The organism is uncultured Campylobacter sp., assembly GCF_947255105.1.
Taxonomy (GTDB): domain Bacteria; phylum Campylobacterota; class Campylobacteria; order Campylobacterales; family Campylobacteraceae; genus Campylobacter_B.
The window spans coordinates 24,724-43,634 of sequence record NZ_CAMYFP010000010.1; the positions used below are offsets into that span (position 1 = coordinate 24,724).

The 18,911-nt window shown below is 36.9% G+C and carries 31 protein-coding genes; all 31 read left to right on the forward strand.

Annotated elements, in window-relative coordinates; genetic code table 11:
• The 31 genes from rpsC to Q0X52_RS06230 all read left to right on the forward strand — a co-directional run bounded on the left by rpsC (position 1) and on the right by Q0X52_RS06230 (position 18,852).
• Complete coding sequence (gene rpsC / locus Q0X52_RS06080; protein WP_297576088.1) at positions 1-696, forward strand: 30S ribosomal protein S3; 696 nt, start codon at positions 1-3, stop codon at positions 694-696.
• Between the two features lie 2 nt (positions 697-698).
• Positions 699-1,124 carry a 50S ribosomal protein L16 gene (gene rplP, locus Q0X52_RS06085; protein WP_297576090.1) on the forward strand — a complete coding sequence of 142 codons (426 nt, stop codon included), beginning with the start codon at positions 699-701 and terminating at the stop codon, positions 1,122-1,124.
• Positions 1,111-1,305, forward strand: a complete 195-nt coding sequence (gene rpmC / locus Q0X52_RS06090) for a 50S ribosomal protein L29 (protein WP_297576092.1) — start codon at positions 1,111-1,113, stop codon at positions 1,303-1,305. The genes rplP and rpmC overlap by 14 nt, the downstream gene beginning before the upstream one ends.
• Complete coding sequence (gene rpsQ, locus Q0X52_RS06095; protein ID WP_297576094.1) at positions 1,302-1,553, forward strand: 30S ribosomal protein S17; 252 nt, start codon at positions 1,302-1,304, stop codon at positions 1,551-1,553. Before rpmC ends, rpsQ begins: the two co-directional genes overlap by 4 nt.
• Positions 1,553-1,921 carry a 50S ribosomal protein L14 gene (rplN, locus tag Q0X52_RS06100; RefSeq protein ID WP_297576096.1) on the forward strand — a complete coding sequence of 123 codons (369 nt, stop codon included), beginning with the start codon at positions 1,553-1,555 and terminating at the stop codon, positions 1,919-1,921. The genes rpsQ and rplN overlap by 1 nt, the downstream gene beginning before the upstream one ends.
• Positions 1,921-2,154: a 50S ribosomal protein L24 gene (gene rplX / locus Q0X52_RS06105; RefSeq protein WP_297576098.1), complete on the forward strand. Its 234-nt coding sequence runs from the start codon at positions 1,921-1,923 to the stop codon at positions 2,152-2,154. Before rplN ends, rplX begins: the two co-directional genes overlap by 1 nt.
• Entirely contained in the window at positions 2,151-2,702 is a 552-nt protein-coding gene (gene rplE, locus Q0X52_RS06110) for a 50S ribosomal protein L5 (RefSeq protein ID WP_297576100.1), read from the forward strand. The genes rplX and rplE overlap by 4 nt, the downstream gene beginning before the upstream one ends.
• Position 2,703: 1 nt before the next feature.
• A complete protein-coding gene (locus Q0X52_RS06115; protein WP_297576102.1) occupies positions 2,704-2,889 on the forward strand; it encodes a type Z 30S ribosomal protein S14 in 186 nt (61 codons plus the stop codon).
• Positions 2,890-2,898: 9 nt separating this feature from the next.
• Positions 2,899-3,294, forward strand: coding sequence for a 30S ribosomal protein S8 (gene rpsH, locus Q0X52_RS06120; protein WP_297576104.1), 396 nt, complete (start codon positions 2,899-2,901; stop codon positions 3,292-3,294).
• 76 nt (positions 3,295-3,370) lie between these two features.
• Complete coding sequence (gene rplF, locus Q0X52_RS06125) at positions 3,371-3,910, forward strand: 50S ribosomal protein L6 (RefSeq protein WP_297576106.1); 540 nt, start codon at positions 3,371-3,373, stop codon at positions 3,908-3,910.
• A gap of 3 nt (positions 3,911-3,913) precedes the next feature.
• Positions 3,914-4,270 carry a 50S ribosomal protein L18 gene (gene rplR / locus Q0X52_RS06130; protein WP_297576112.1) on the forward strand — a complete coding sequence of 119 codons (357 nt, stop codon included), beginning with the start codon at positions 3,914-3,916 and terminating at the stop codon, positions 4,268-4,270.
• Positions 4,271-4,286: 16 nt separating this feature from the next.
• Positions 4,287-4,730: a 30S ribosomal protein S5 gene (gene rpsE, locus Q0X52_RS06135; protein WP_297576114.1), complete on the forward strand. Its 444-nt coding sequence runs from the start codon at positions 4,287-4,289 to the stop codon at positions 4,728-4,730.
• An 11-nt stretch (positions 4,731-4,741) separates the two neighbouring features.
• Positions 4,742-5,143 (forward strand): 50S ribosomal protein L15, encoded by a 402-nt coding sequence (rplO, locus tag Q0X52_RS06140; RefSeq protein WP_297576117.1) that lies wholly within the window; start codon positions 4,742-4,744, stop codon positions 5,141-5,143.
• A complete protein-coding gene (gene secY / locus Q0X52_RS06145) occupies positions 5,143-6,393 on the forward strand; it encodes a preprotein translocase subunit SecY (protein ID WP_297576119.1) in 1,251 nt (416 codons plus the stop codon). Before rplO ends, secY begins: the two co-directional genes overlap by 1 nt.
• Positions 6,394-7,155, forward strand: a complete 762-nt coding sequence (gene map / locus Q0X52_RS06150) for a type I methionyl aminopeptidase (protein ID WP_297576121.1) — start codon at positions 6,394-6,396, stop codon at positions 7,153-7,155.
• Between the two features lie 53 nt (positions 7,156-7,208).
• Positions 7,209-7,427: a translation initiation factor IF-1 gene (gene infA / locus Q0X52_RS06155; RefSeq protein ID WP_297576124.1), complete on the forward strand. Its 219-nt coding sequence runs from the start codon at positions 7,209-7,211 to the stop codon at positions 7,425-7,427.
• Between the two features lie 157 nt (positions 7,428-7,584).
• Positions 7,585-7,698, forward strand: a complete 114-nt coding sequence (gene rpmJ, locus Q0X52_RS06160) for a 50S ribosomal protein L36 (RefSeq protein ID WP_297576125.1) — start codon at positions 7,585-7,587, stop codon at positions 7,696-7,698.
• Between the two features lie 3 nt (positions 7,699-7,701).
• Positions 7,702-8,073 carry a 30S ribosomal protein S13 gene (rpsM, locus tag Q0X52_RS06165; RefSeq protein WP_297576127.1) on the forward strand — a complete coding sequence of 124 codons (372 nt, stop codon included), beginning with the start codon at positions 7,702-7,704 and terminating at the stop codon, positions 8,071-8,073.
• A 10-nt stretch (positions 8,074-8,083) separates the two neighbouring features.
• Positions 8,084-8,476 (forward strand): 30S ribosomal protein S11, encoded by a 393-nt coding sequence (gene rpsK, locus Q0X52_RS06170; protein WP_297576130.1) that lies wholly within the window; start codon positions 8,084-8,086, stop codon positions 8,474-8,476.
• Positions 8,477-8,492: 16 nt separating this feature from the next.
• Positions 8,493-9,119 carry a 30S ribosomal protein S4 gene (gene rpsD, locus Q0X52_RS06175; protein ID WP_297576132.1) on the forward strand — a complete coding sequence of 209 codons (627 nt, stop codon included), beginning with the start codon at positions 8,493-8,495 and terminating at the stop codon, positions 9,117-9,119.
• Between the two features lie 14 nt (positions 9,120-9,133).
• Positions 9,134-10,150, forward strand: a complete 1,017-nt coding sequence (locus tag Q0X52_RS06180) for a DNA-directed RNA polymerase subunit alpha (RefSeq protein WP_297576135.1) — start codon at positions 9,134-9,136, stop codon at positions 10,148-10,150.
• Positions 10,147-10,500 carry a 50S ribosomal protein L17 gene (gene rplQ, locus Q0X52_RS06185; protein ID WP_297576137.1) on the forward strand — a complete coding sequence of 118 codons (354 nt, stop codon included), beginning with the start codon at positions 10,147-10,149 and terminating at the stop codon, positions 10,498-10,500. The genes Q0X52_RS06180 and rplQ overlap by 4 nt, the downstream gene beginning before the upstream one ends.
• A 208-nt stretch (positions 10,501-10,708) precedes the next feature.
• Positions 10,709-10,975, forward strand: coding sequence for a NifU family protein (locus Q0X52_RS06190; protein WP_297576139.1), 267 nt, complete (start codon positions 10,709-10,711; stop codon positions 10,973-10,975).
• Positions 10,972-11,523: a hypothetical protein gene (locus tag Q0X52_RS06195; RefSeq protein WP_297576141.1), complete on the forward strand. Its 552-nt coding sequence runs from the start codon at positions 10,972-10,974 to the stop codon at positions 11,521-11,523. The genes Q0X52_RS06190 and Q0X52_RS06195 overlap by 4 nt, the downstream gene beginning before the upstream one ends.
• The gene (locus Q0X52_RS06200; protein ID WP_297576143.1) at positions 11,501-12,811 is read left to right on the forward strand and encodes a UDP-N-acetylmuramoyl-L-alanyl-D-glutamate--2,6-diaminopimelate ligase; all 1,311 of its coding nucleotides are present in this window, start codon (positions 11,501-11,503) and stop codon (positions 12,809-12,811) included. Before Q0X52_RS06195 ends, Q0X52_RS06200 begins: the two co-directional genes overlap by 23 nt.
• Positions 12,786-13,133: an aspartate 1-decarboxylase gene (gene panD / locus Q0X52_RS06205; protein ID WP_297576145.1), complete on the forward strand. Its 348-nt coding sequence runs from the start codon at positions 12,786-12,788 to the stop codon at positions 13,131-13,133. Before Q0X52_RS06200 ends, panD begins: the two co-directional genes overlap by 26 nt.
• A gap of 20 nt (positions 13,134-13,153) precedes the next feature.
• Entirely contained in the window at positions 13,154-13,468 is a 315-nt protein-coding gene (locus tag Q0X52_RS06210; protein ID WP_297576152.1) for a YbaB/EbfC family nucleoid-associated protein, read from the forward strand.
• Positions 13,469-14,314 carry a polyprenyl synthetase family protein gene (locus Q0X52_RS06215; RefSeq protein ID WP_297576158.1) on the forward strand — a complete coding sequence of 282 codons (846 nt, stop codon included), beginning with the start codon at positions 13,469-13,471 and terminating at the stop codon, positions 14,312-14,314.
• A 1-nt stretch (position 14,315) separates the two neighbouring features.
• Positions 14,316-16,232 carry a transketolase gene (gene tkt / locus Q0X52_RS06220; protein WP_297576160.1) on the forward strand — a complete coding sequence of 639 codons (1,917 nt, stop codon included), beginning with the start codon at positions 14,316-14,318 and terminating at the stop codon, positions 16,230-16,232.
• Between the two features lie 196 nt (positions 16,233-16,428).
• A complete protein-coding gene (locus tag Q0X52_RS06225; RefSeq protein ID WP_297576162.1) occupies positions 16,429-18,324 on the forward strand; it encodes an FTR1 family protein in 1,896 nt (631 codons plus the stop codon).
• A complete protein-coding gene (locus tag Q0X52_RS06230) occupies positions 18,325-18,852 on the forward strand; it encodes an iron transporter (RefSeq protein WP_297576164.1) in 528 nt (175 codons plus the stop codon). It abuts the gene before it with no gap.
• Positions 18,853-18,911 lie beyond the last annotated feature (59 nt).

The window sequence follows — 18,911 nt, forward strand, 5'->3', positions numbered from 1 at the left end:
ATGGGACAAAAAGTCAATCCAATAGGTCTTAGACTAGGAATAAATAGAAACTGGGAATCACGATGGTTTCCATCAAAAGAGGTGCTTTCTGAGAATATAGGTGAAGACCACAAGGTAAGAAAATTCTTAAAATCTAAACTTTACTATGCTGGAATTTCTCAAATAGTTATCGAAAGAACTGCAAAGAAGATTCGTGTAACAGTTGTAGCAGCACGCCCTGGGGTTATCATAGGTAAAAAGGGTGGCGAGATAGAAAATGTTAGAACCGAACTAGTTAAACTAGTTGGTAAAGATGTTGCTATCAACATAAAAGAGGAGAGAAAGCCAGGCGCTTCAGCTCAGCTTGCAGCAGAAAATGTCGCAATGCAACTTGAAAGAAGAGTTGCCTTTAGAAGAGCAATGAAAAAGGTCATTCAAACAGCTCAAAAAGCTGGTGCAAAAGGTATAAAGATATGCGTTGCTGGTAGACTTGGTGGAGCTGAGATGGCAAGAACTGAGTGGTATTTAGAGGGAAGAGTTCCGCTACATACCTTAAGAGCAAAGATAGATTATGGTTTTGCAGAGGCACACACTACATATGGAAATATAGGTGTGAAAGTTTGGATATTTAAGGGTGAGGTCTTACACAAAGGAATTCAGCCTGAAAAGCAAGAAGAGGCTCCAAAGCGCACTCGCAGAACAAGAAGGGGTAGATAGTCATGTTAATGCCAAAAAGAACTAAATATAGAAAAATGATGAAAGGTAGAAATCGTGGTTATGCAAGCCGCGGTACAAAACTTACATTTGGTGATTATGGACTAAAAGCTGTTGAGGCAGGTCGTATCAATTCAAGACAGATAGAGGCGGCTCGTATTGCAATGACTAGATATGCTCAACGTCAAGCCAAAGTTTGGATCACAGTATTTCCTGATAAGCCACTTACTAAAAAACCTCTTGAAACTCGTATGGGTAAAGGTAAAGGTGGAGTTGAAGAGTGGGTTATGAACATTAAACCAGGAAGAATGATATTTGAAATGGCAGGCGCTAGTAAAGAGATTGCTATAACTGCGCTAACTCTATCTATGCATAAGTTACCATTCAAAACAAAAATAGTATCAAGGGAAAGTGAAAATGAAATATACTGATTTGATAAACAAAGAATTAGCTGAGCTAGATTCACTGTTAAAGGAAAAAAAGATGCTTTTGTTTTCACAAAGACAGAAGTTAAGGACCATGCAACTTACGAACCCTAAAGAGATTGGTGAAGTTAGAAAAGACATTGCAAGGATAATGACAGCAATCAATGCAAAAAGGAGTGCAAAATGACACTTAAAAGAGTAATTCAAGGCGTTGTATTGCAAAAAGCGGGTGATAAAACAGCTACTGTATTGGTAGAGAGAAGAATTATGCACCCAAAATATAGAAAATTTGTAAAACGCTTTAAAAAATATCTTGTTCATGATGAGAACAATAGTGCAAATATAGGTGATACAATCTTAGCTATTGAGTGCAGACCACTTAGTAAAAGAAAGAATTTCCGCCTAAAGTCAGTGCTAAAAAGAGGAGTTGAATAATGATACAAAGTTTTTCAAGATTGGCAGTAGCTGACAATAGCGGTGCAAAAGAGCTTATGTGTATTAAAGTGCTTGGTGGCAGCAAAAGAAGATATGCTTCAATTGGAGATATTATAGTTTGCTCTGTTAAAAAAGCGCTTCCAAATGGCAAGATTAAAAGAGGTCAAGTAGTAAAAGCTGTTGTAGTTAGAACCAAAAAAGAGCTTCATAGAGAAAATGGCTCTCTTATAAGATTTGACGAAAATGCAGCAGTTATACTTGATAACAAAAAAGAGCCAGTAGGAACTAGAATCTTTGGACCAGTTGGTAGAGAGGTAAGATATGCCAACTTCATGAAGATCGTTTCATTGGCACCGGAGGTTTTATAATGGCTGTTAAATTTAAGATAAAAAAAGGCGATGAGGTAAAGATTATTGCAGGCGACGATAAAGGCAGAGTGGCTAAGGTCCTAAAGGTCCTTCCTAAGAAAAGAGCAGTTATTGTTGAGGGTTGTAAGATTGCCAAAAAAGCTATCAAGCCAAGCGAAGAAAATCCAAAAGGTGGATTTATTAATAAAGAGATGCCAATAGATATCTCAAATGTTGCAAAGGTTGAGGAATGAGTAAAAATAGACTTGATGTTAAATACAAAGAAGAGGTTAAGCCAGCTCTTTTAAAGGAATTTGAGTTTAAAAATCCTATGCTTATCCCTGCAATAGAAAAGATAGTTATAAGCGTTGGCGCAGGTGAAGATGGAAGAGATCAAAAGGTATTGCAAAATATGACCGACACCATCTCTCTTATTGCTGGTCAAAAGGCTGTAGTTGTAAATGCTAAAAAATCAGTTGCTAGCTTTAAAGTAAGAGAAGGACACCCTGTTGGTATAAAGGTTACTTTGAGAAAAGAGAATATGTATGTCTTCTTAGACAAGCTTATCTCAGTAGCTCTTCCAAGAGTTAAGGATTTTAGAGGTCTTCCAAGAAAAGGATTTGACGGAAGAGGCAACTACAATTTTGGTTTACAAGAGCAGTTGATGTTTCCAGAGGTAGAGTACGATAAGATCTTAAGACCTCATGGTATGAATATTACAGTTGTCACAACAACAAATAGTGATAAAGAGGCATTTAAGCTACTAGAGCTTATGGGTATGCCTTTTGCAAAAGGAAAGTAAGATGGCAAAAAAATCAATGATAGCTAAGGCAAGTCGCCCTGCAAAATTTAGCTCCCGTAAATATACAAGATGTCAAATTTGCGGACGTCCAAAATCTGTCTATAGAGATTTTAATCTTTGCAGAGTCTGCCTTAGAAAAATGGCTAACGAGGGACTAATCCCTGGTCTAAAAAAGTCAAGCTGGTAAGGAGAGATTATGTTAAATGATATAGTATCAGATAGTATCACACGCATAAGAAATGCAGCATTAAGAAGACTTGAGACAACAAAGCTTCTTCACTCTAAAGTTGTTGAGGCAATTGTTGAGATTTTCGTAGATAAAGGTTATTTAGATAGCTTTAATATCATCGAAGAGGGCAACAAGAAATTTATAAATGTTGTTTTAAAGTATGATGAAAAAGGCAAAAGTCCAATTCACGAGATAACTAGAGTTTCAAAGCCAGGTAGAAGAATCTATCAAGGAAAAGATGATATCAAGAGATTTAAAAACGGCTATGGAACAGTTGTTGTTTCTACTAGTAAGGGCGTGATGAGCGGTATTGAGGCTAGTAAAGCAGGTATTGGTGGTGAGGTTCTTTGTACCATTTGGTAAAAAGAGGCTTTTTATGGCATTGTGGTATCCATTCGCAAATGCGTAGAAATACCCTAGACAAATAAAAAGGAAATAGATGTCACGTATAGGTAAACAGCCAATATCTATCCCTAGCGGCATAGATGTTAGCATTGAAAATAGTGTTTTGAAATTTAAAAAAGGCAATCAAGTTACTGAGTTGGAGCTTAAAAATCACGTAAATGTTGCAATAGAAAACAAAAAGATCTCCTTTAGCCCAATAGATGAGAGCAGACAAAGCAATGCTTATTGGGGAACTTATAGATCTTTAGCACATAATGTTATTGTTGGTCTAACAGATGGTTTTTCAAAACAGCTTGAGGTAAATGGAGTTGGCTATAGAGCAGCTGTTAAAGGTAAAATTTTGGAGCTTATTTTAGGATTTTCACATCCTATCAACTTCGCAATTCCTGAAGGCATAGAGATAACAGTTGATAAAAACGTTATCACAGTAAAAGGCTCAAACAAACAACAAGTTGGTCAAGTAGCTGCTAAAATTAGAGAGTTTAGACCACCTGAGCCATATAAAGGTAAAGGTGTTAAATATGTTGATGAGCATATTAATAGAAAAGCCGGTAAAACAGCTAAGAAGGGGTAGAGTATGAAAGCAAGTATCAATAGAAAAAAATTAGCCCTAAGAGCTAAAAGAAAGATAAAAATAAGAGGTAAAATCTCAGGTTGCTCTACATGCCCAAGAGTTACAATTTTTAAATCAAACAGAACTCTTTATGTCCAAGCTATAGAGGATATTAATGGCACAACACTTTGTGCAAGTAGTGGATTGGCTCTTAAGATCAAAGCAAACAAGGATGGAGCTATAACTTTGGCAAATGATTTTGCAGCCAAACTCAAAGACAAAGGGATAAAAGAGGCTATTTTTGATAGAAATGGCTATTTGTACCATGGTGTTATCGCAGCTTTTGCACAAGCTCTAAGAGATAACGACATAAAAATATAACCCAAAGGAAATGATGATGGAAAGATATAATAGAGAAGAATTTGAAGAGGTAATCGTCAATATCGGCAGGGTTACAAAGGTCGTTAAGGGCGGTAGAAGATTTAGATTTACAGCACTTGTTGTAATAGGCAACAAAAAAGGACTTGTAGGATATGGCTTTGGAAAGTCAAAAGAGGTTCCAGATGCTATTAAAAAAGCTGTTGATGATGCCTTCAAAAATATCATAGAGGTCAAGATGAATGGCGATACTATAACTCACGACATTGAGGTTAAGTATAATGCAAGTAAAATTCTACTAAAACCAGCAAGTGAAGGTACAGGAGTTATCGCAGGTGGTTCAACTAGACCTGTTTTGGAGCTTGCAGGAATTAAAGACATTCTTACAAAATCTCTTGGTTCAAACAACCCAGCAAACGTGGTAAGAGCAACTATGAAAGCTCTTAGTATGCTAAAAGGCTAAAGGAGTAGAATATGGGATTGGAAAATTTAATAAAGTCTCCTGGCTCAACTAAAGATAGAAAAAGAGTAGGAAGAGGTAGCGGTAGCGGTTGGGGCAAGACTTCAACAAAGGGACAAAAAGGTCAAAAAGCTAGAAAAGGTTACAATGAAAAAAGAGGTTTTGAGGGTGGTCAACAACCACTTCAAAGAAGACTTCCAAAGGTTGGATTTGTAAGTAAAATAGAGAAGCCTTATGTCATAAATTTAGCTAAATTTCCTACTATTAAAGAGCTTGATGAGATTAACTTAGACAGCTTAAAAACTGTTCATAAGTTTTCAAACAATATCAAAAAAGTCAAAATTATTGGAGCTGGTGCAGCAGAATTAGCTTCCAAAATTAAAGATGAGAATATAACAACTAGTGGATCAAAATAATGGATAAGTCACTACGCAACAAAATCTTTATTACTTTAGGGTTTTTGCTTGCCTACAGGTTGCTGGCATATGTGCCAGTGCCTGGTGTAAATGCTGAGATAATAAAAGAATTTTTTACAGCCAACAAAGACAACGCTCTTGGAATGTTCAATATGTTTGGAGGGCGCGCAGCAGAGAGATTTAGTATCATCTCTTTGGGAATTATGCCATACATTACAGCGTCAATTGTAATGGAGTTGATGGCAGCAACTTTTCCAAATTTGGGAAAACTTAAAAAAGAGCGCGATGGCATGCAAAAATATATGCAAATCATTCGTTATGCAACTATAGGTATAACTATGATTCAAGCAATTGGAGTAAGCATTGGACTACAAAATGTAAATTCAGAAGCAGTTATGATAAACTCAAATTTATTCATTGCTATTTCATGTTTTTCAATGCTTACAGGAACAATGTTGCTTATGTGGATAGGAGAGCAAATTACCCAAAGAGGTATTGGTAATGGTATTAGCCTTATTATCTTTGCTGGTATAGTTAGCTCTATTCCACGGGCTATTAGCGAAACTGTAATGCTTATAAATACGAACGAGATGAATGTTTTCTCACTTATTTTTATTGTTGTTATCATCTTGGCTACTATTGGATTTGTTATCTTTATGGAGCTTGGAGAGAGAAGAATTTCAGTTGCATACTCAAGAAAAGTTATTATGCAAAATCAGCACAAAAGAATTATGAACTACATACCTATTAAGGTAAATTTGAGTGGAGTAATTCCGCCAATTTTTGCAAGTGCTATCTTGATGTTTCCAGGAACGATATTCCAAACTAGCACAAATCCTATTCTTCAAAAGTTAAATGACTTTATGAGTCCGCATGGATATTATTTTCATATATTTATGTTTATCTTTGTTGTCTTTTTTGCATATTTTTATGCATCAATTGCATTTAACTCAAAAGATATCAGTGAAAATCTAAAAAAGCAGGGTGGATTTATCCCAGGAGTTAGACCTGGCGAAAATACAGCAACATTCTTAAATGATGTAGCAAGCAGACTTACCTTTTATGGAGCTCTATATTTAGGACTTATCTCAACTATTCCTTGGGTTCTTGCTAAATTTATGGGAGTCCCTTTTGCTTTTGGAGGAACTTCAGTTCTAATTGTAGTCTCTGTTGCGCTTGATACTATGAGAAAGATTGAGGCGCAGCGTTATATGAGTAAGTATGAAACATTAAGTGCGGTTGGACTATAAATGGCAATTTCACTAAAAAATCAAAAAGATATCGAGGGCTTAAGAGCAGCTAATAAAATAGTCGCCAAAGCCCTTGACTATCTAAATAATTTTATAACTCCAGGTGTAAATGTTTTAGAGATTGATAAAATTTGTGAGCAAATCATCTTAGATCATGGTGCAAAACCTGCATTTAAAGGGCTTTATGGCTTTCCAAATACAGCTTGCATAAGTGTAAATGAAGTTGTCATACATGGAATCCCAAAAGATAGAATTTTGCTAGAGGGCGATATCGTAAGTGTTGATCTTGGAAGTAATCTACATGGCTACTTTGGAGATAGCGCAAGAACCTATCCAGTTGGCAAAATATCCAAAAAAGATGAAGAGCTTATTGCTTGCAGCAAAGATTCACTCTATCATGCTATCGACTTTATCAAGGTTGGAATGCACTTTAAAGAGCTAAGTTATGAGATAGAGAAATTTATCTTATCGCGTGGCTTTGTTCCTTTGAGAGGTTTTTGTGGTCATGGCATTGGCAAGAGACCGCATGAAGAGCCTGAAATTCCAAATTACTTAGAGGGCAGCAATCCAAAATCAGGTCCAAAGATAAGAAATAATATGGTTTTTTGTATTGAGCCGATGATTTGTCAAAAAGATGGCAATCCAATCATTGCCAAAGACAAATGGGCTGTAACAAGTGCCGATGGTCTTCGCACAAGCCACTACGAGCATTGCTTAGCTGTGGTTGATGGTGCTGTTGAGATATTAAGCATTGATGAGTAGTTAAATTTCAAATTTAAAGTTAGATTGATACAAATTTACAGAAAGGAGAGTGGATGGCAAAAGATGATGTCATAGAGATTGATGGTGATGTTATAGAGGCACTTCCAAATGCTACATTTAAAGTTGAGCTTGATAACAAGCATACAATACTTTGTCATATAGCAGGAAAGATGAGAATGCACTATATAAAGATCATGCCAGGAGATCGTGTAAAGGTTGAGCTTACACCATATAGCTTAGATAAAGGTCGAATTACTTACAGATATAAGTAAATTTAAAGCTAAATCTAGTTAAAATTACAGCTTTGCAACTAAACTGTTTGAAGAAGTGTTTTTAAAATTACCACTATTTTAAAAACAGTTGGTTTGAATTCGTCAAAACCTAAAGTAGCAGTTGATTAAGTGGAAATAAATTTTTTAGGAGAGAGTGATGAAAGTTCGTCCTTCTGTTAAGAAGATGTGTGACAATTGCAAGATTGTTAAACGTAAAGGCATAGTTCATGTCATATGTCAAAATCCAAAACATAAACAAAGACAAGGATAAAGTATGGCTCGTATAGCAGGTGTTGATTTACCAAAGAAAAAAAGAATAGAGTATGGTCTTACCTACATTTATGGTATAGGGCTTTTTACTTCAAGAAAAATTCTTGATGCAGTTGGAATTTCTTATGACAAGAGAGTTCATGAGCTTAGTGAAGAAGAGGCAGCAGCCATCAGAAAAGAGATTCAAGAACACTACATGGTTGAGGGTGATCTTAGAAAAAGTGTTGCTATGGATATCAAGTCTTTAATGGATTTGGGCAATTATAGAGGCTTAAGACATAGAAGAGGGCTTCCAGTTAGAGGTCAAAAAACCAAAACAAACGCAAGAACCAGAAAAGGTAAGCGTAAAACTGTTGGCGCAGCTTCAGCTAAGTAAGGGATAAGAGATGGCAAAAAGAAAAATTGTAAGAAAAAGAGTTGTTAAGAAAAATATCGCAAGAGGTATAGTTTATATCTGCGCAACATTTAACAACACAATGGTAACAGTTACTGATGAGATGGGAAATGTTATTTCATGGAGTAGTGCCGGTGGTCTTGGTTTTAAAGGTAGCAAAAAATCAACTCCTTATGCGGCTCAACAAGCTGTTGAGGATGCGCTAAATAAAGCAAAAGAGCATGGTATTAAAGAGGTGGGCATTAAAGTTCAAGGTCCTGGAAGTGGTAGAGAGACTGCTGTTAAGAGTGTTGGATCTGTTGAGGGAATTAAAGTTCTTTATTTTAAAGACATTACACCGCTTCCTCACAATGGTTGTAGACCACCAAAACGCCGCCGTGTATAAGTAAAGGAGAAGAGTTATGGCAAGATATATAGGACCGGTTGAAAAGATAGAAAGACGTCTTGGCGTATCACTTGCAATGAAAGGTGAGAGAAGATTGGCAGGCAAAAGTGCCGTCGATAAAAGACCTTTCGCACCAGGACAACATGGTCAAAGAAGAGCAAAAATAAGTGAATATGGACTTCAGCTTCGTGAAAAACAAAAAGCTAAATTTATGTATGGTGTCAATGAAAGACAATTTAGACGCCTATTCCAAGAAGCTGCAAGAAGAGATGGCAACACAGGATCTATTCTTATACAACTTTTAGAGCAAAGACTTGATAATGTTGTTTATAGAATGGGCTTTGCAACAACTCGTCGTTTTGCAAGACAACTTGTTAGCCACGGACATGTTTTGGTAGATGGCAAAAAGGTTGATATTCCATCTTACTCAGTTCAACCAGGACAAAAAATAGAGATAAGAGAGAGAAGTAAACAAAACCCACAGATAGCTAGAGCAGTTGAGCTTACAGCACAAACTGGCATCGTTACTTGGGTAGATGTTGAAAAAGATAAAAGATATGGTATCTTTACTAGAACTCCTGAAAGAGAAGAGGTTGTCATACCTGTTGAGGAGAGATTTATAGTAGAGCTCTACTCTAAATAATTAGGAGGATAAAGATGAGAAAGATTACAACATCAGCCTATATACCGACTAAGATCGAAGTGGAAAATGTGAGTGAAAACAAAGCAAAGATTATCGCATATCCATTTGAAACAGGCTATGGAGTTACTGTTGCTCATCCTTTAAGAAGACTTCTTTATACAAGCACAGTTGGTTATGCACCAACTGGCATAAAAATAGATGGTGTTACCCACGAGTTTGATAGTATGAGAGGGATGCTTGAAGATGTAGCAGTCTTTATCATAAATTTAAAAAATTTAAGATTTAAAATAAAAAATAACTCAAAAAGAGAGATAGTCCAATATCATTTTAAGGGACCAAAAGAGATTAGAGGTGCTGATTTAAATAACGATCTCATAGAGATAGTAAATCCAAACGCCTACCTTGCAACCATCAATGAAGATGCAGATTTGAGCTTTAAACTTATCGTTGAAAAAGGCATAGGATATGTTCCAAGCGAAGAATTAAGAGAGTATATTGATAGCGATTTTATCGTTCTTGATGCATTTTTTACACCGGTAAAAAGAGCGGTATATGAGATAGATAATGTCTTAGTTGAAGACAATCCAGACTACGAAAGAGTAACTTTTACTATCACTACAGATGGACAGATCACTCCAAGTGATGCTTTTAAAAATGCGCTAGAGTCACTTTATCAACAGCTTTCAGTCTTTTCAGGCTTGGCAAATATAGACACAAGTGCGATAGTTCCTAGTATCCAATCAACTGCACAAAATGAGAAGTTGTTTGAAAACATTACAAGTCTAAATTTGAGCGCTAGAAGCTTTAACTGCCTTGATAGAGCTGGCATTGTCTATATTGGTGAGCTTTTGGTTATGGATGAAGGTCAAATCAAAGAGATTAAAAATTTGGGCAAAAAGTCAATGGAGGAGATCAAGACCGTTATGGAGGAGATTGGTTATCCTATAGGCTCTGAAGATGTTGTTAAAAACAAAGAGCAACTAGCCAAAAAACTTAATGAGTTAAAATTAGAAAATAAGGAAGATCAATGAGACACAACCACGGATATAGAAAATTAAATAGAACCTCTTCTCATCGTGCTGCACTATTGAAAAATTTAACTATAGCAATGATAAATGCAGAAAAAATAGAGACTACACTTGCAAAAGCTATGGAGCTTAGAGGCTTTGTAGAAAAGCTTATCACAAGAGCAAGAGCTGGTGATGCCAACGCACATAGAGCTGTTTTTGCAGCACTTAGCGATAAAGAGGCTACCAAAAAACTACTGAATGAGATAGCACCACGATATGAGAGTAGAAATGGCGGCTATACAAGAGTTGTAAAAACTCGCCAAAGAAAGGGTGATGCCGCTATTATGGCATTTATAGAGTTTGTAAAATAACTCAAGTTTCGGGGCTTTCCCGAAACTTAATGAAATTTAAACTAAAAACACTTTTAAATTTCAAGTTTATCTCTTAGATTTACAGAGATTTTAATCTTCAATATATAAACTAAAATAGCCAAAACTAGCCAATATTTTTCTTTTTATTTACAAAATAGTGGTTAAAATATAGCAATAATGATTGTATAATGTTGAAAAAGGAGATTTGATGATACCATTTAGCGACGAAGAGCTACAAGAGCCAGTAGCAACAGTCATTGAAAGAATTAGACCGATGCTTTTAAACGATGGTGGCGATATCGATATTTTAGGCATCAAAGAGGGTGTTGTATATGTCCGTCTTCTTGGGGCATGTCATGGTTGCTCTGCTAGTACACAAACTCTTAAATATGGCATAGAGCGTCAATTAAAGATAGAAATTCACCCAGAACTTAGTGTTGTAAATATTCCAGCTGGCGAGGACTTTGCTCTTTGAGTTTTAAAAAATTGGCAATCAGTGCCTTCAAATCCCAAAATTACGAGCTAGCAAAAAGCTATCTCTCTTTGGCAAAAGATGAGATGAGCGTTGATGAACTTGACTTCTTGCTCTCTCTTTGTCTGTTGGCAAATGAGCAAAAAACAAGAGCAAACGAACTTTTTCTAGACTACATTAGTAGTGCTCATCCGGATTTTGACTATCTTTTAAATTGCATTAAAATAGTTGATTTTGATGATACAAAAAATAGTATCAATGAACTACTTTTAAATGATGCGACTATTGATTATAGTGAGTTTAGGGAGCTTTTGAAAAACAGCAAAGATAAAGATATAGATCGCTATCTTTTAAGTATCATGACTAGCACAAAACTCATCATCAAAAACAAGTTTGACCTACTTGATTTTATCGATTTGCTTGTTAAAAACGGCAAATTTGACTTAGCCATTAAATATATCGTTATGATGGCAGAGCTTTATTCGTGGGACGAAAAAATAGACGAACTTATAAATAAGATAAAAGAGAATGAAACTAGAAATTACAGATAATTTTATTACAGACAACTCCAAAGAGGTTGTAAAGGGCTGCTACTTTTTAAAAAGCAACAATAACCAAATTTATGCAGATGAGGCAGTGCAAAATGGCGCCAAGTTGCTAAGTGCCAAAGAGGCAATTGCGCTTTTGGGAATTAATGAAAAGATTAAGATAGTTGGCATTACAGGCACCAATGGCAAGACCACAACAGCAGCAGCGATCTATTCTACACTTTTGGATTTGGGTTATAAGGCAGCACTTGCTGGTACTAGAGGATTTTTCATCAATGACAAAGAGGTTGATAAAAAGGCTCTTACAACAGCTATGCCACTTAAAAATTTAAGCTATTTGTTGGAAGCCACAAAGGCAAAGTGCGACTACTTTGTTATGGAGGTAAGCTCTCACGCTATTGCTCAAAACAGGATTGATGGGCTTTTTTTCTCACTCAAAATCTTTACAAATTTAACTCAAGATCACCTAGATTATCACAAGACTTTTGAAGAGTATGTCCGTGTTAAAAGTAGCTTTTTTCAAGATAGCACTCTTAAACTTATCAATATTGATGATGGCAAACTCTCATTCAACCACCAAAACGCCGCTACTTACGCTATCAAGTCGCCAGCTACATTTTGTATAAAGGCCTATAGCTTAAAAGAGGGGATAGATGCAGTTATTAAAAGTCCGCAAAAAGAGAGTTTGCTCTCAAGCCCTTTAGTAGGGGAGTTCAATCTCTACAACCTACTTGCAGCTTTTGGCGCGATAGCGCTTCTAACAAAAAAAGATGATGATGAGATTGTAAAAGCACTTGCCAATTTTGCAGGAGTTAAGGGCAGAGTTGAGGTTGTTTGGCAAGATCCTTTAGTTATAGTGGATTTTGCGCACACTCCAGATGGCATGGAAAATATCCTCTCATCTCTAAAAAGCAAAAACATCATCACAGTTTTTGGTGCAGGTGGCGATAGAGATAGGCTTAAACGTCCAATAATGGGCAGAGTTGCACAAAGATATTCTAAGATAACAATAGTCACAAGTGACAATCCAAGAAGTGAGAAAAAAGAGGCTATTATAGAGGATATTGTTAGCGGAATGCAGATGCGAGACTCTGTTTTGATAGAACCTGATCGCAAAAAGGCAATCACAAAGGCCATTAGTTTGGCAAAAAAGGGCGATATTGTTGCAATTTTGGGAAAAGGCGATGAAGATTATCAAGAGATAGATGGAGTTAAACACCATTTTAGTGACAAAGAGTGTGTAGAAGAGATTATGGAGGCGAAAAATGACAATAGAGATGCTTCAAAGTAAGATTCACAGAGCAAGAGTTACAGATGCAAATTTAAACTATGTAGGCTCAATCACAATTGACAAAGAGCTTATAAAGGCTGCAAATTTGATAGAGTTTCAAAAGGTTGAGATTCTAAATGTCAATAACGGCGAGCGTTTTGCAACCTATATCATAAGTGGCGACAAAAGGGGCGAGATTTGCCTAAATGGCGCCGCAGCCAGGAAAGTTTGCATAGGAGATGTTGTTATAATTGTAAGTTATGTAAATTTAACCAAAGAAGAGGCGCTGAAATTTAAGCCAACAGTTGTGCATGTAAATGATAAAAATGAGATTATAAACTAAGTTTTATAAAAGGAGTGTAGATGTTTGAGGGAATTGATTTTTCAAAGATGGGCTCAATGTTAGATGAGATGCAAAAGAGAGCAAAAGAGCTTGAAGAGGAGAGCAAAAAAAGAGAGTTTGGCGTCAAATGTGGCGGCGGACTTGTTGAGATAAGAGTAAATGGCAACGGCGAAGTACTTGACCTAAATATCGATGACTCTTTGCTAACAGATAAGGAGAGTTTGCAAATTTTGCTAATTTCAGCTATGAATGACGCAATAAAACTTATAGAAAATGAAAAAAAAGAGTCACTAGCCAAAACACTTGGCAACCTCTCATCTCTTGGAGGACTTTAAGTGTTAGATAAATTTAACAGCTATCTAAAAGAGAACAAAATCTTTGTAGAGAGCTTTCATCCCTTTTTTAATGAGGCGCTAAACTATACAGTATCGCTTGGCGGCAAACATTTTCGCGCTCAACTACTGCTTGGAATGGTAGAGTCTTTGGACGAAAAAAGAGTGGAGGACTCATTAAGAGTAGCCCTTGCTGTAGAACTTTTTCATACCTATTCGCTAATTCACGATGATCTCCCAGCGATGGACAATGCAGACTTAAGAAGAGGCGCCAAAACTCTTCATCTACTCTATGATGAAACAACAGCGATATTAGCAGGCGATGGGCTAAATACAGAGGCTTTTTATCTCATTGCAACCTCAAATTTAGACAAAGACAAAGCACTCTCTTGTATAGAGATTCTCTCTAAAAATGGTGGCATAAGAGGGATGGTGCTTGGACAGGCGATTGATTGTTACTTTGAAAACAAAAAGCTAAATTTGCAAGAGGTTTCATTTATGCACCTTAAGAAAACAGGCGCACTTATTGCTGCAAGCTTGCAAATGGGTGCAATAATTGGCGGAATGAGCCAAGAAAAATCAGAACAAATTTATAAAATAGGGCTAGATTTGGGACTTGCTTTTCAGATTAATGATGATATTATCGACGCTACAAAGAGCGTTAAAGAGGCTGGCAAGACAACCAACAACGACATCAACAAAAACTCATTTGTAAATTTAGCAGGACTAGAGGGAGCAAAAGCCAAAAGAGCAGAGCTTATAGAAAAGATTGAGCTAGAGGTAAAGGGCTTTGATAAAAAGATTCAAACTCTTATAGATGGATTGATAAAACGATATTTAAAGGATTGAAATGTTAGAAAAAATCTCAAACACTATTAAATTTTTAAGTGCCGACATGATACAAAAGGCAAACTCAGGACACCCTGGCGCACCGATGGGACTTTCAGATGTGATGGCTGTCTTTATGAACTATGTAAAACACAATCCAAAAAACCCGCATTGGCTAAACAGAGATAGAGTTGTCTTTTCAGGCGGACATGCAAGCGCTCTTATCTATAGCTATCTCTACCTTAGTGGATATGAGCTAACAATGGACGATATCAAGCAGTTTAGGCAACTTGGTTCCAAAACTCCAGGTCATCCAGAAGTTACAACGCCAGGAATTGAGGTCGCAACAGGACCTTTAGGGCAAGGAGTTGCCAACGCCGTAGGCTTTGCGATGGCTAGCAAATACGCTTCAAACTTACTAAACGAAAAAAATAGCAAAATAATAGATCATAAAATTTACTGTTTTTGTGGCGATGGCGACTTGCAAGAGGGCATTAGTTATGAGGCCTGCACACTTGCAGGACGACACAAGCTTGACAATTTAGTTTTGATATATGACTCCAACAACATCACCATCGAAGGCGATACGAGTATTGCTTGGAATGAAGATGTAAAGACTAGATTTGAGGCGCAAGGATTTGACGTGGTTCGCATCGATGGGCACAACTTCAACCAGATTCAAGCAGCTTTTGATGAGGTCAAGAACAAAACTAAGCCATTTTTAATAATTGTAAATACAAAGATTGGCAAAGGAGCGTGTGAGCTAGAGGGGAGTAACAAAACTCACGGCGCACCACTTGGCGAAGAGCTTTTAAAAAGAGCCAAAAAGCAGGCTAAATTTGACGAAAATGCAACTTTTGTGGTAGATGATGATGTTTTGTTTGAGACTAGAGCTGCCGTTGAAAAGGGTGATTTGGAAGAGAAAATTTGGAAAGAGAAGTTGCTTGGAATGAGTGATGAGAAAAAAGAGCTTTTAGAAAAGTTGCTAAATCCAGACTTTTCAAAGATAGATTTTCCAGATTTTAGTGGCAAAAAGGTGGCAACTAGAGAGAGCAATGGCGAGATTTTAAATGCAATATCCAAAGCCCTTGTTGGTTTTGTGGGCGGAAGTGCCGATCTTGCGCCATCTAATAAGACAGATCTAAAAGATAGTGGCGATTTTCCAAATGGCAAAAATTTAAGATTTGGCATAAGAGAGCACGCAATGGCAGCCATTTGTAACGGCTTTGCAAGATATGGACTTTTTATTCCATTTTGTGCTACATTTTTTATCTTTAGCGACTATCTCAAGCCATCAGCTAGGATAGCAGCACTTATGAGAACTAAAAATTTCTTTGTCTTTACTCACGATAGTATCGGCGTTGGCGAAGATGGCCCAACTCATCAGCCAATAGAACAGCTCTCAACCTTTAGAGCTATGCCAAATTTCTATACCTTTAGGCCAGCCGATGGAAATGAAAATGTAGAGTCATGGAAAGTTGCTCTAAAACTAAACGCCCCATCAGCATTTGTCTGCTCAAGACAGGGCTTAGAGCCTTTGCCAAAGGGTGTTTTTGGTGAAGCTAGCAATGGAGCCTATCTTTTAAAAGAGACAAAAAATCCACTCATTACACTAGTTGCAAGTGGAAGTGAAGTCTCTCTTTGTTTAAAAGCAGCTGCCATTTTGCAAAATGAAGATATCGCTACAAATGTTGTAAGCGCGCCATGCTTTGACCTTTTATGCGAACAAGATGAGAGCTACTTAGATAGGATATTTAACAAAAATAGCAAAATTTTAGCCGTCGAGGCAAGCTCAGCTTTGGAGTGGTATAAATTTGCCGATGATATAGTGGCTATGAGTAGCTTTGGCGATAGTGGCAAGGCAGCAGACCTTTTCAAACACTTTGGCTTTAGCGATATCAACATTGCAAAAAGAGCCAAAAAACTACTAAATAAATAGGCTCAAACCTCCAAATTTAGCCACTTAAATTTGGAGGATTTTGTTTAAATTTCAAATACTAAATTTACAAGCGGCACAATTTTCTCATATATTTTAATTTCTAAATAATTTTTAAGCTTGATAAGTGTAAAATCTCCTCTATAGAAAGATTATGATATTTGATTTCATAACAAAATAATAACTTTAAGGCGAATTAATGCGAAAATTATTTTTGATCTTCTTATTTATCTTTGGAGCGGTAACTTTACAAGCTACCGATTACGATAAAGAGGCAGATGCGATAAAAGATCTTTTTTCACAGGCTATTAGTAGCTATGAAGCACAAGATACTGATAACGCAAGAAAGCTAACACAAGAGGCATATTTTGGACATTTTGAATTCCTAGAGGGTGGCATCCGTATAAATTTGGGTCAAAAAAAGGCCTATGCTATGGAAAAGCAGTTTGGCGAGATTAGAAAGGCGATACGGGACAACAAGCCGCAAGATTTAGTTGAAGCGATGATAAACAATCTTTTAGAAGAGATTGATGAAATTCTTCCTCTCATAAAAGAGGGCAAAAAGCTAGTCGCACAAAAAAGCCACGATGCAGGACTTGAGGCAAGCGGACATATAAGCGATGTGTCAAATCCATGGTTTAAACTATACGACGAGATGGATATTGGTCTAAAAAAGGCGCTTGATGGCTATGAAAAGGGCGATAAAGAGGCTGTTATAGCAGGTCTAAATCATGCTAAATTTGACATTTATAGAAACAAAAATTTAGAGATAGCTATAAGACAATATATCGGTCTTACAATGGATAAGATGATACAACAAATCATTGGCAACGCACTTAGCAAAAATTTAGAGCTTCAAAAAGAGGCATTTGAACAGCACATAAAAGATGTGAGGGACCTAACAGCGACTGCCATTAGCAAATTGCCAAAAGAGTCCTACGCACTAGCTCCAAAAGATGCAAATGATGGCTCTACAAAGGTTGATTATAGTATAGTTGTAGAAAATATCAACTCAAAAATGGGCGAAGTATTAGCGCTTTATGTTGATGGCAAGGTTGATCAAGCTATCTCAATGGCTCAAGATATCTACTTTGATGAATATGAAGATAGCGGTATGGAGGCAAAAGTTGGCACCATCGATAGTGCGATGAAACTTAGCACTGAGGCAAGTTTTAGCAAGATTGCAGCTCTTATGAAAACTGGTGCTTCCAAAGATCAAATTTTAGCTGAGCAAGAGAGCCTTGCTGATAAACTTGCCGCTAGTGTTCAAAATATCTCAAACTCAGGCTCACCTTTAATGCTCTTTATCTACTCGCTTACTATCATACTAAGAGAGGGTTTTGAAGCACTTTTAATTGTTGCAGCTGTAGTGGCATATCTGGTAAAAACTGGCAACGAAAAAAGACTCAATATCGTCTATAGTTCACTTGGTATTGCCGTAATACTTAGTTTTGCAACAGCCTATTTGGTAAATCTGCTCTTCTCAAATGCAGGTCAAAGTAGGGAGATTTTAGAGGGTGCTACTATGCTCGTTGCAGTTGGACTGCTATTTTATGTTGGCTTTTGGTTGTTAAGCAACGCAGGAGCCAAAAAATGGAGCAACTATATAAAAGGAGAGGTTGCAGAAAGTCTTGGTAGAGGCGATACACTTGCACTTTGGTGGACTGTATTTTTAGCAGTCTATAGAGAGGGCGCAGAGACGGTGTTGTTTTATCAAGTACTTATATTTGACGCACATGATGCCTACTCTTTGGGTATGGTAGGAGTTGGCTTTATAGTTGGTATTATAGTTTTGATTTTGGCATTTTTTATCTTTAAATACTTCTCTATAAAGATACCAATAAAACCATTTTTTATGTTTACTTCGGCAATCATATTCTACATGTCAATTGTATTTGTAGGAAAGGGCGTTATGGAGCTAGTTGAAGGCAAAGTCTTTGTTCCAACCATCTTGCACGGATTCCCTACAATAACATGGCTAGGAATTTATCCATACAAAGAGAGCTTGATACCGCAAGTTATCTTAGTGACACTACTTATAGTAGGAATTATAATAATGAAAAGAAAGAAATTAAACCACAATAAAGGAGAATAAATGAACAAATTTTTAAGTGGCGCTCTAATGTTGAGCGTATTTTCGCTTTTTGCAGTTGCAGGAGAGGTTCCTATTGGCGAGCCAATAGAGAAAAATGGTATGGAGATAGCAGCAGTTTATCTTCAACCAATAGATATGGAGCCTAAAGGTATTGATCTTCCACCAAGTTTGGCAGATATCCACCTAGAGGCAGATATACATGCTATCGAAGGCAATGAAAACGGCTTTGCGGCTGGTGAGTGGATTCCATATTTGGAAGTCTCTTACGTTCTTAAAAACCTTGACAATGGCAAGGTCAAAAAAGGAACATTTATGCCTATGGTAGCAAGTGATGGACCTCACTATGGTTCAAATATCAAGATGGATGGTGGCGTTGGTAACTATGAGCTTACATTCCGCATTAAAAATCCATCAACTCAAGGTTTTGGTCGCCATGCTGACAAAGCAACAGGTGTTGGTAAGTGGTGGGCACCATTTGAAGTTTCATACAAATTCCAATACACAGGAACTCCTGCTGTAGAGGATTAAAACAAAAGATGTCCGCAAGGGCATCTTTAAATTTATAAGAGCTTTCTTTGGTTTGTAGA

Bases quoted from the DNA above. Each gene is read 5' to 3' on its own strand.
- rpsC (WP_297576088.1), top strand. From the start codon at position 1: ATGGGACAAAAAGTCAATCCAATAGGTCTTAGACTAGGAATAAATAGA.
- rplP (WP_297576090.1), top strand. From the start codon at position 699: ATGTTAATGCCAAAAAGAACTAAATATAGAAAAATGATGAAAGGTAGA.
- rpmC (WP_297576092.1), top strand. From the start codon at position 1,111: ATGAAATATACTGATTTGATAAACAAAGAATTAGCTGAGCTAGATTCA.
- rpsQ (WP_297576094.1), top strand. From the start codon at position 1,302: ATGACACTTAAAAGAGTAATTCAAGGCGTTGTATTGCAAAAAGCGGGT.
- rplN (WP_297576096.1), top strand. From the start codon at position 1,553: ATGATACAAAGTTTTTCAAGATTGGCAGTAGCTGACAATAGCGGTGCA.
- rplX (WP_297576098.1), top strand. From the start codon at position 1,921: ATGGCTGTTAAATTTAAGATAAAAAAAGGCGATGAGGTAAAGATTATT.
- rplE (WP_297576100.1), top strand. From the start codon at position 2,151: ATGAGTAAAAATAGACTTGATGTTAAATACAAAGAAGAGGTTAAGCCA.
- Q0X52_RS06115 (WP_297576102.1), top strand. From the start codon at position 2,704: ATGGCAAAAAAATCAATGATAGCTAAGGCAAGTCGCCCTGCAAAATTT.
- rpsH (WP_297576104.1), top strand. From the start codon at position 2,899: ATGTTAAATGATATAGTATCAGATAGTATCACACGCATAAGAAATGCA.
- rplF (WP_297576106.1), top strand. From the start codon at position 3,371: ATGTCACGTATAGGTAAACAGCCAATATCTATCCCTAGCGGCATAGAT.
- rplR (WP_297576112.1), top strand. From the start codon at position 3,914: ATGAAAGCAAGTATCAATAGAAAAAAATTAGCCCTAAGAGCTAAAAGA.
- rpsE (WP_297576114.1), top strand. From the start codon at position 4,287: ATGGAAAGATATAATAGAGAAGAATTTGAAGAGGTAATCGTCAATATC.
- rplO (WP_297576117.1), top strand. From the start codon at position 4,742: ATGGGATTGGAAAATTTAATAAAGTCTCCTGGCTCAACTAAAGATAGA.
- secY (WP_297576119.1), top strand. From the start codon at position 5,143: ATGGATAAGTCACTACGCAACAAAATCTTTATTACTTTAGGGTTTTTG.
- map (WP_297576121.1), top strand. From the start codon at position 6,394: ATGGCAATTTCACTAAAAAATCAAAAAGATATCGAGGGCTTAAGAGCA.
- infA (WP_297576124.1), top strand. From the start codon at position 7,209: ATGGCAAAAGATGATGTCATAGAGATTGATGGTGATGTTATAGAGGCA.
- rpmJ (WP_297576125.1), top strand. From the start codon at position 7,585: ATGAAAGTTCGTCCTTCTGTTAAGAAGATGTGTGACAATTGCAAGATT.
- rpsM (WP_297576127.1), top strand. From the start codon at position 7,702: ATGGCTCGTATAGCAGGTGTTGATTTACCAAAGAAAAAAAGAATAGAG.
- rpsK (WP_297576130.1), top strand. From the start codon at position 8,084: ATGGCAAAAAGAAAAATTGTAAGAAAAAGAGTTGTTAAGAAAAATATC.
- rpsD (WP_297576132.1), top strand. From the start codon at position 8,493: ATGGCAAGATATATAGGACCGGTTGAAAAGATAGAAAGACGTCTTGGC.
- Q0X52_RS06180 (WP_297576135.1), top strand. From the start codon at position 9,134: ATGAGAAAGATTACAACATCAGCCTATATACCGACTAAGATCGAAGTG.
- rplQ (WP_297576137.1), top strand. From the start codon at position 10,147: ATGAGACACAACCACGGATATAGAAAATTAAATAGAACCTCTTCTCAT.
- Q0X52_RS06190 (WP_297576139.1), top strand. From the start codon at position 10,709: ATGATACCATTTAGCGACGAAGAGCTACAAGAGCCAGTAGCAACAGTC.
- Q0X52_RS06200 (WP_297576143.1), top strand. From the start codon at position 11,501: ATGAAACTAGAAATTACAGATAATTTTATTACAGACAACTCCAAAGAG.
- panD (WP_297576145.1), top strand. From the start codon at position 12,786: ATGACAATAGAGATGCTTCAAAGTAAGATTCACAGAGCAAGAGTTACA.
- Q0X52_RS06210 (WP_297576152.1), top strand. From the start codon at position 13,154: ATGTTTGAGGGAATTGATTTTTCAAAGATGGGCTCAATGTTAGATGAG.
- tkt (WP_297576160.1), top strand. From the start codon at position 14,316: ATGTTAGAAAAAATCTCAAACACTATTAAATTTTTAAGTGCCGACATG.
- Q0X52_RS06225 (WP_297576162.1), top strand. From the start codon at position 16,429: ATGCGAAAATTATTTTTGATCTTCTTATTTATCTTTGGAGCGGTAACT.
- Q0X52_RS06230 (WP_297576164.1), top strand. From the start codon at position 18,325: ATGAACAAATTTTTAAGTGGCGCTCTAATGTTGAGCGTATTTTCGCTT.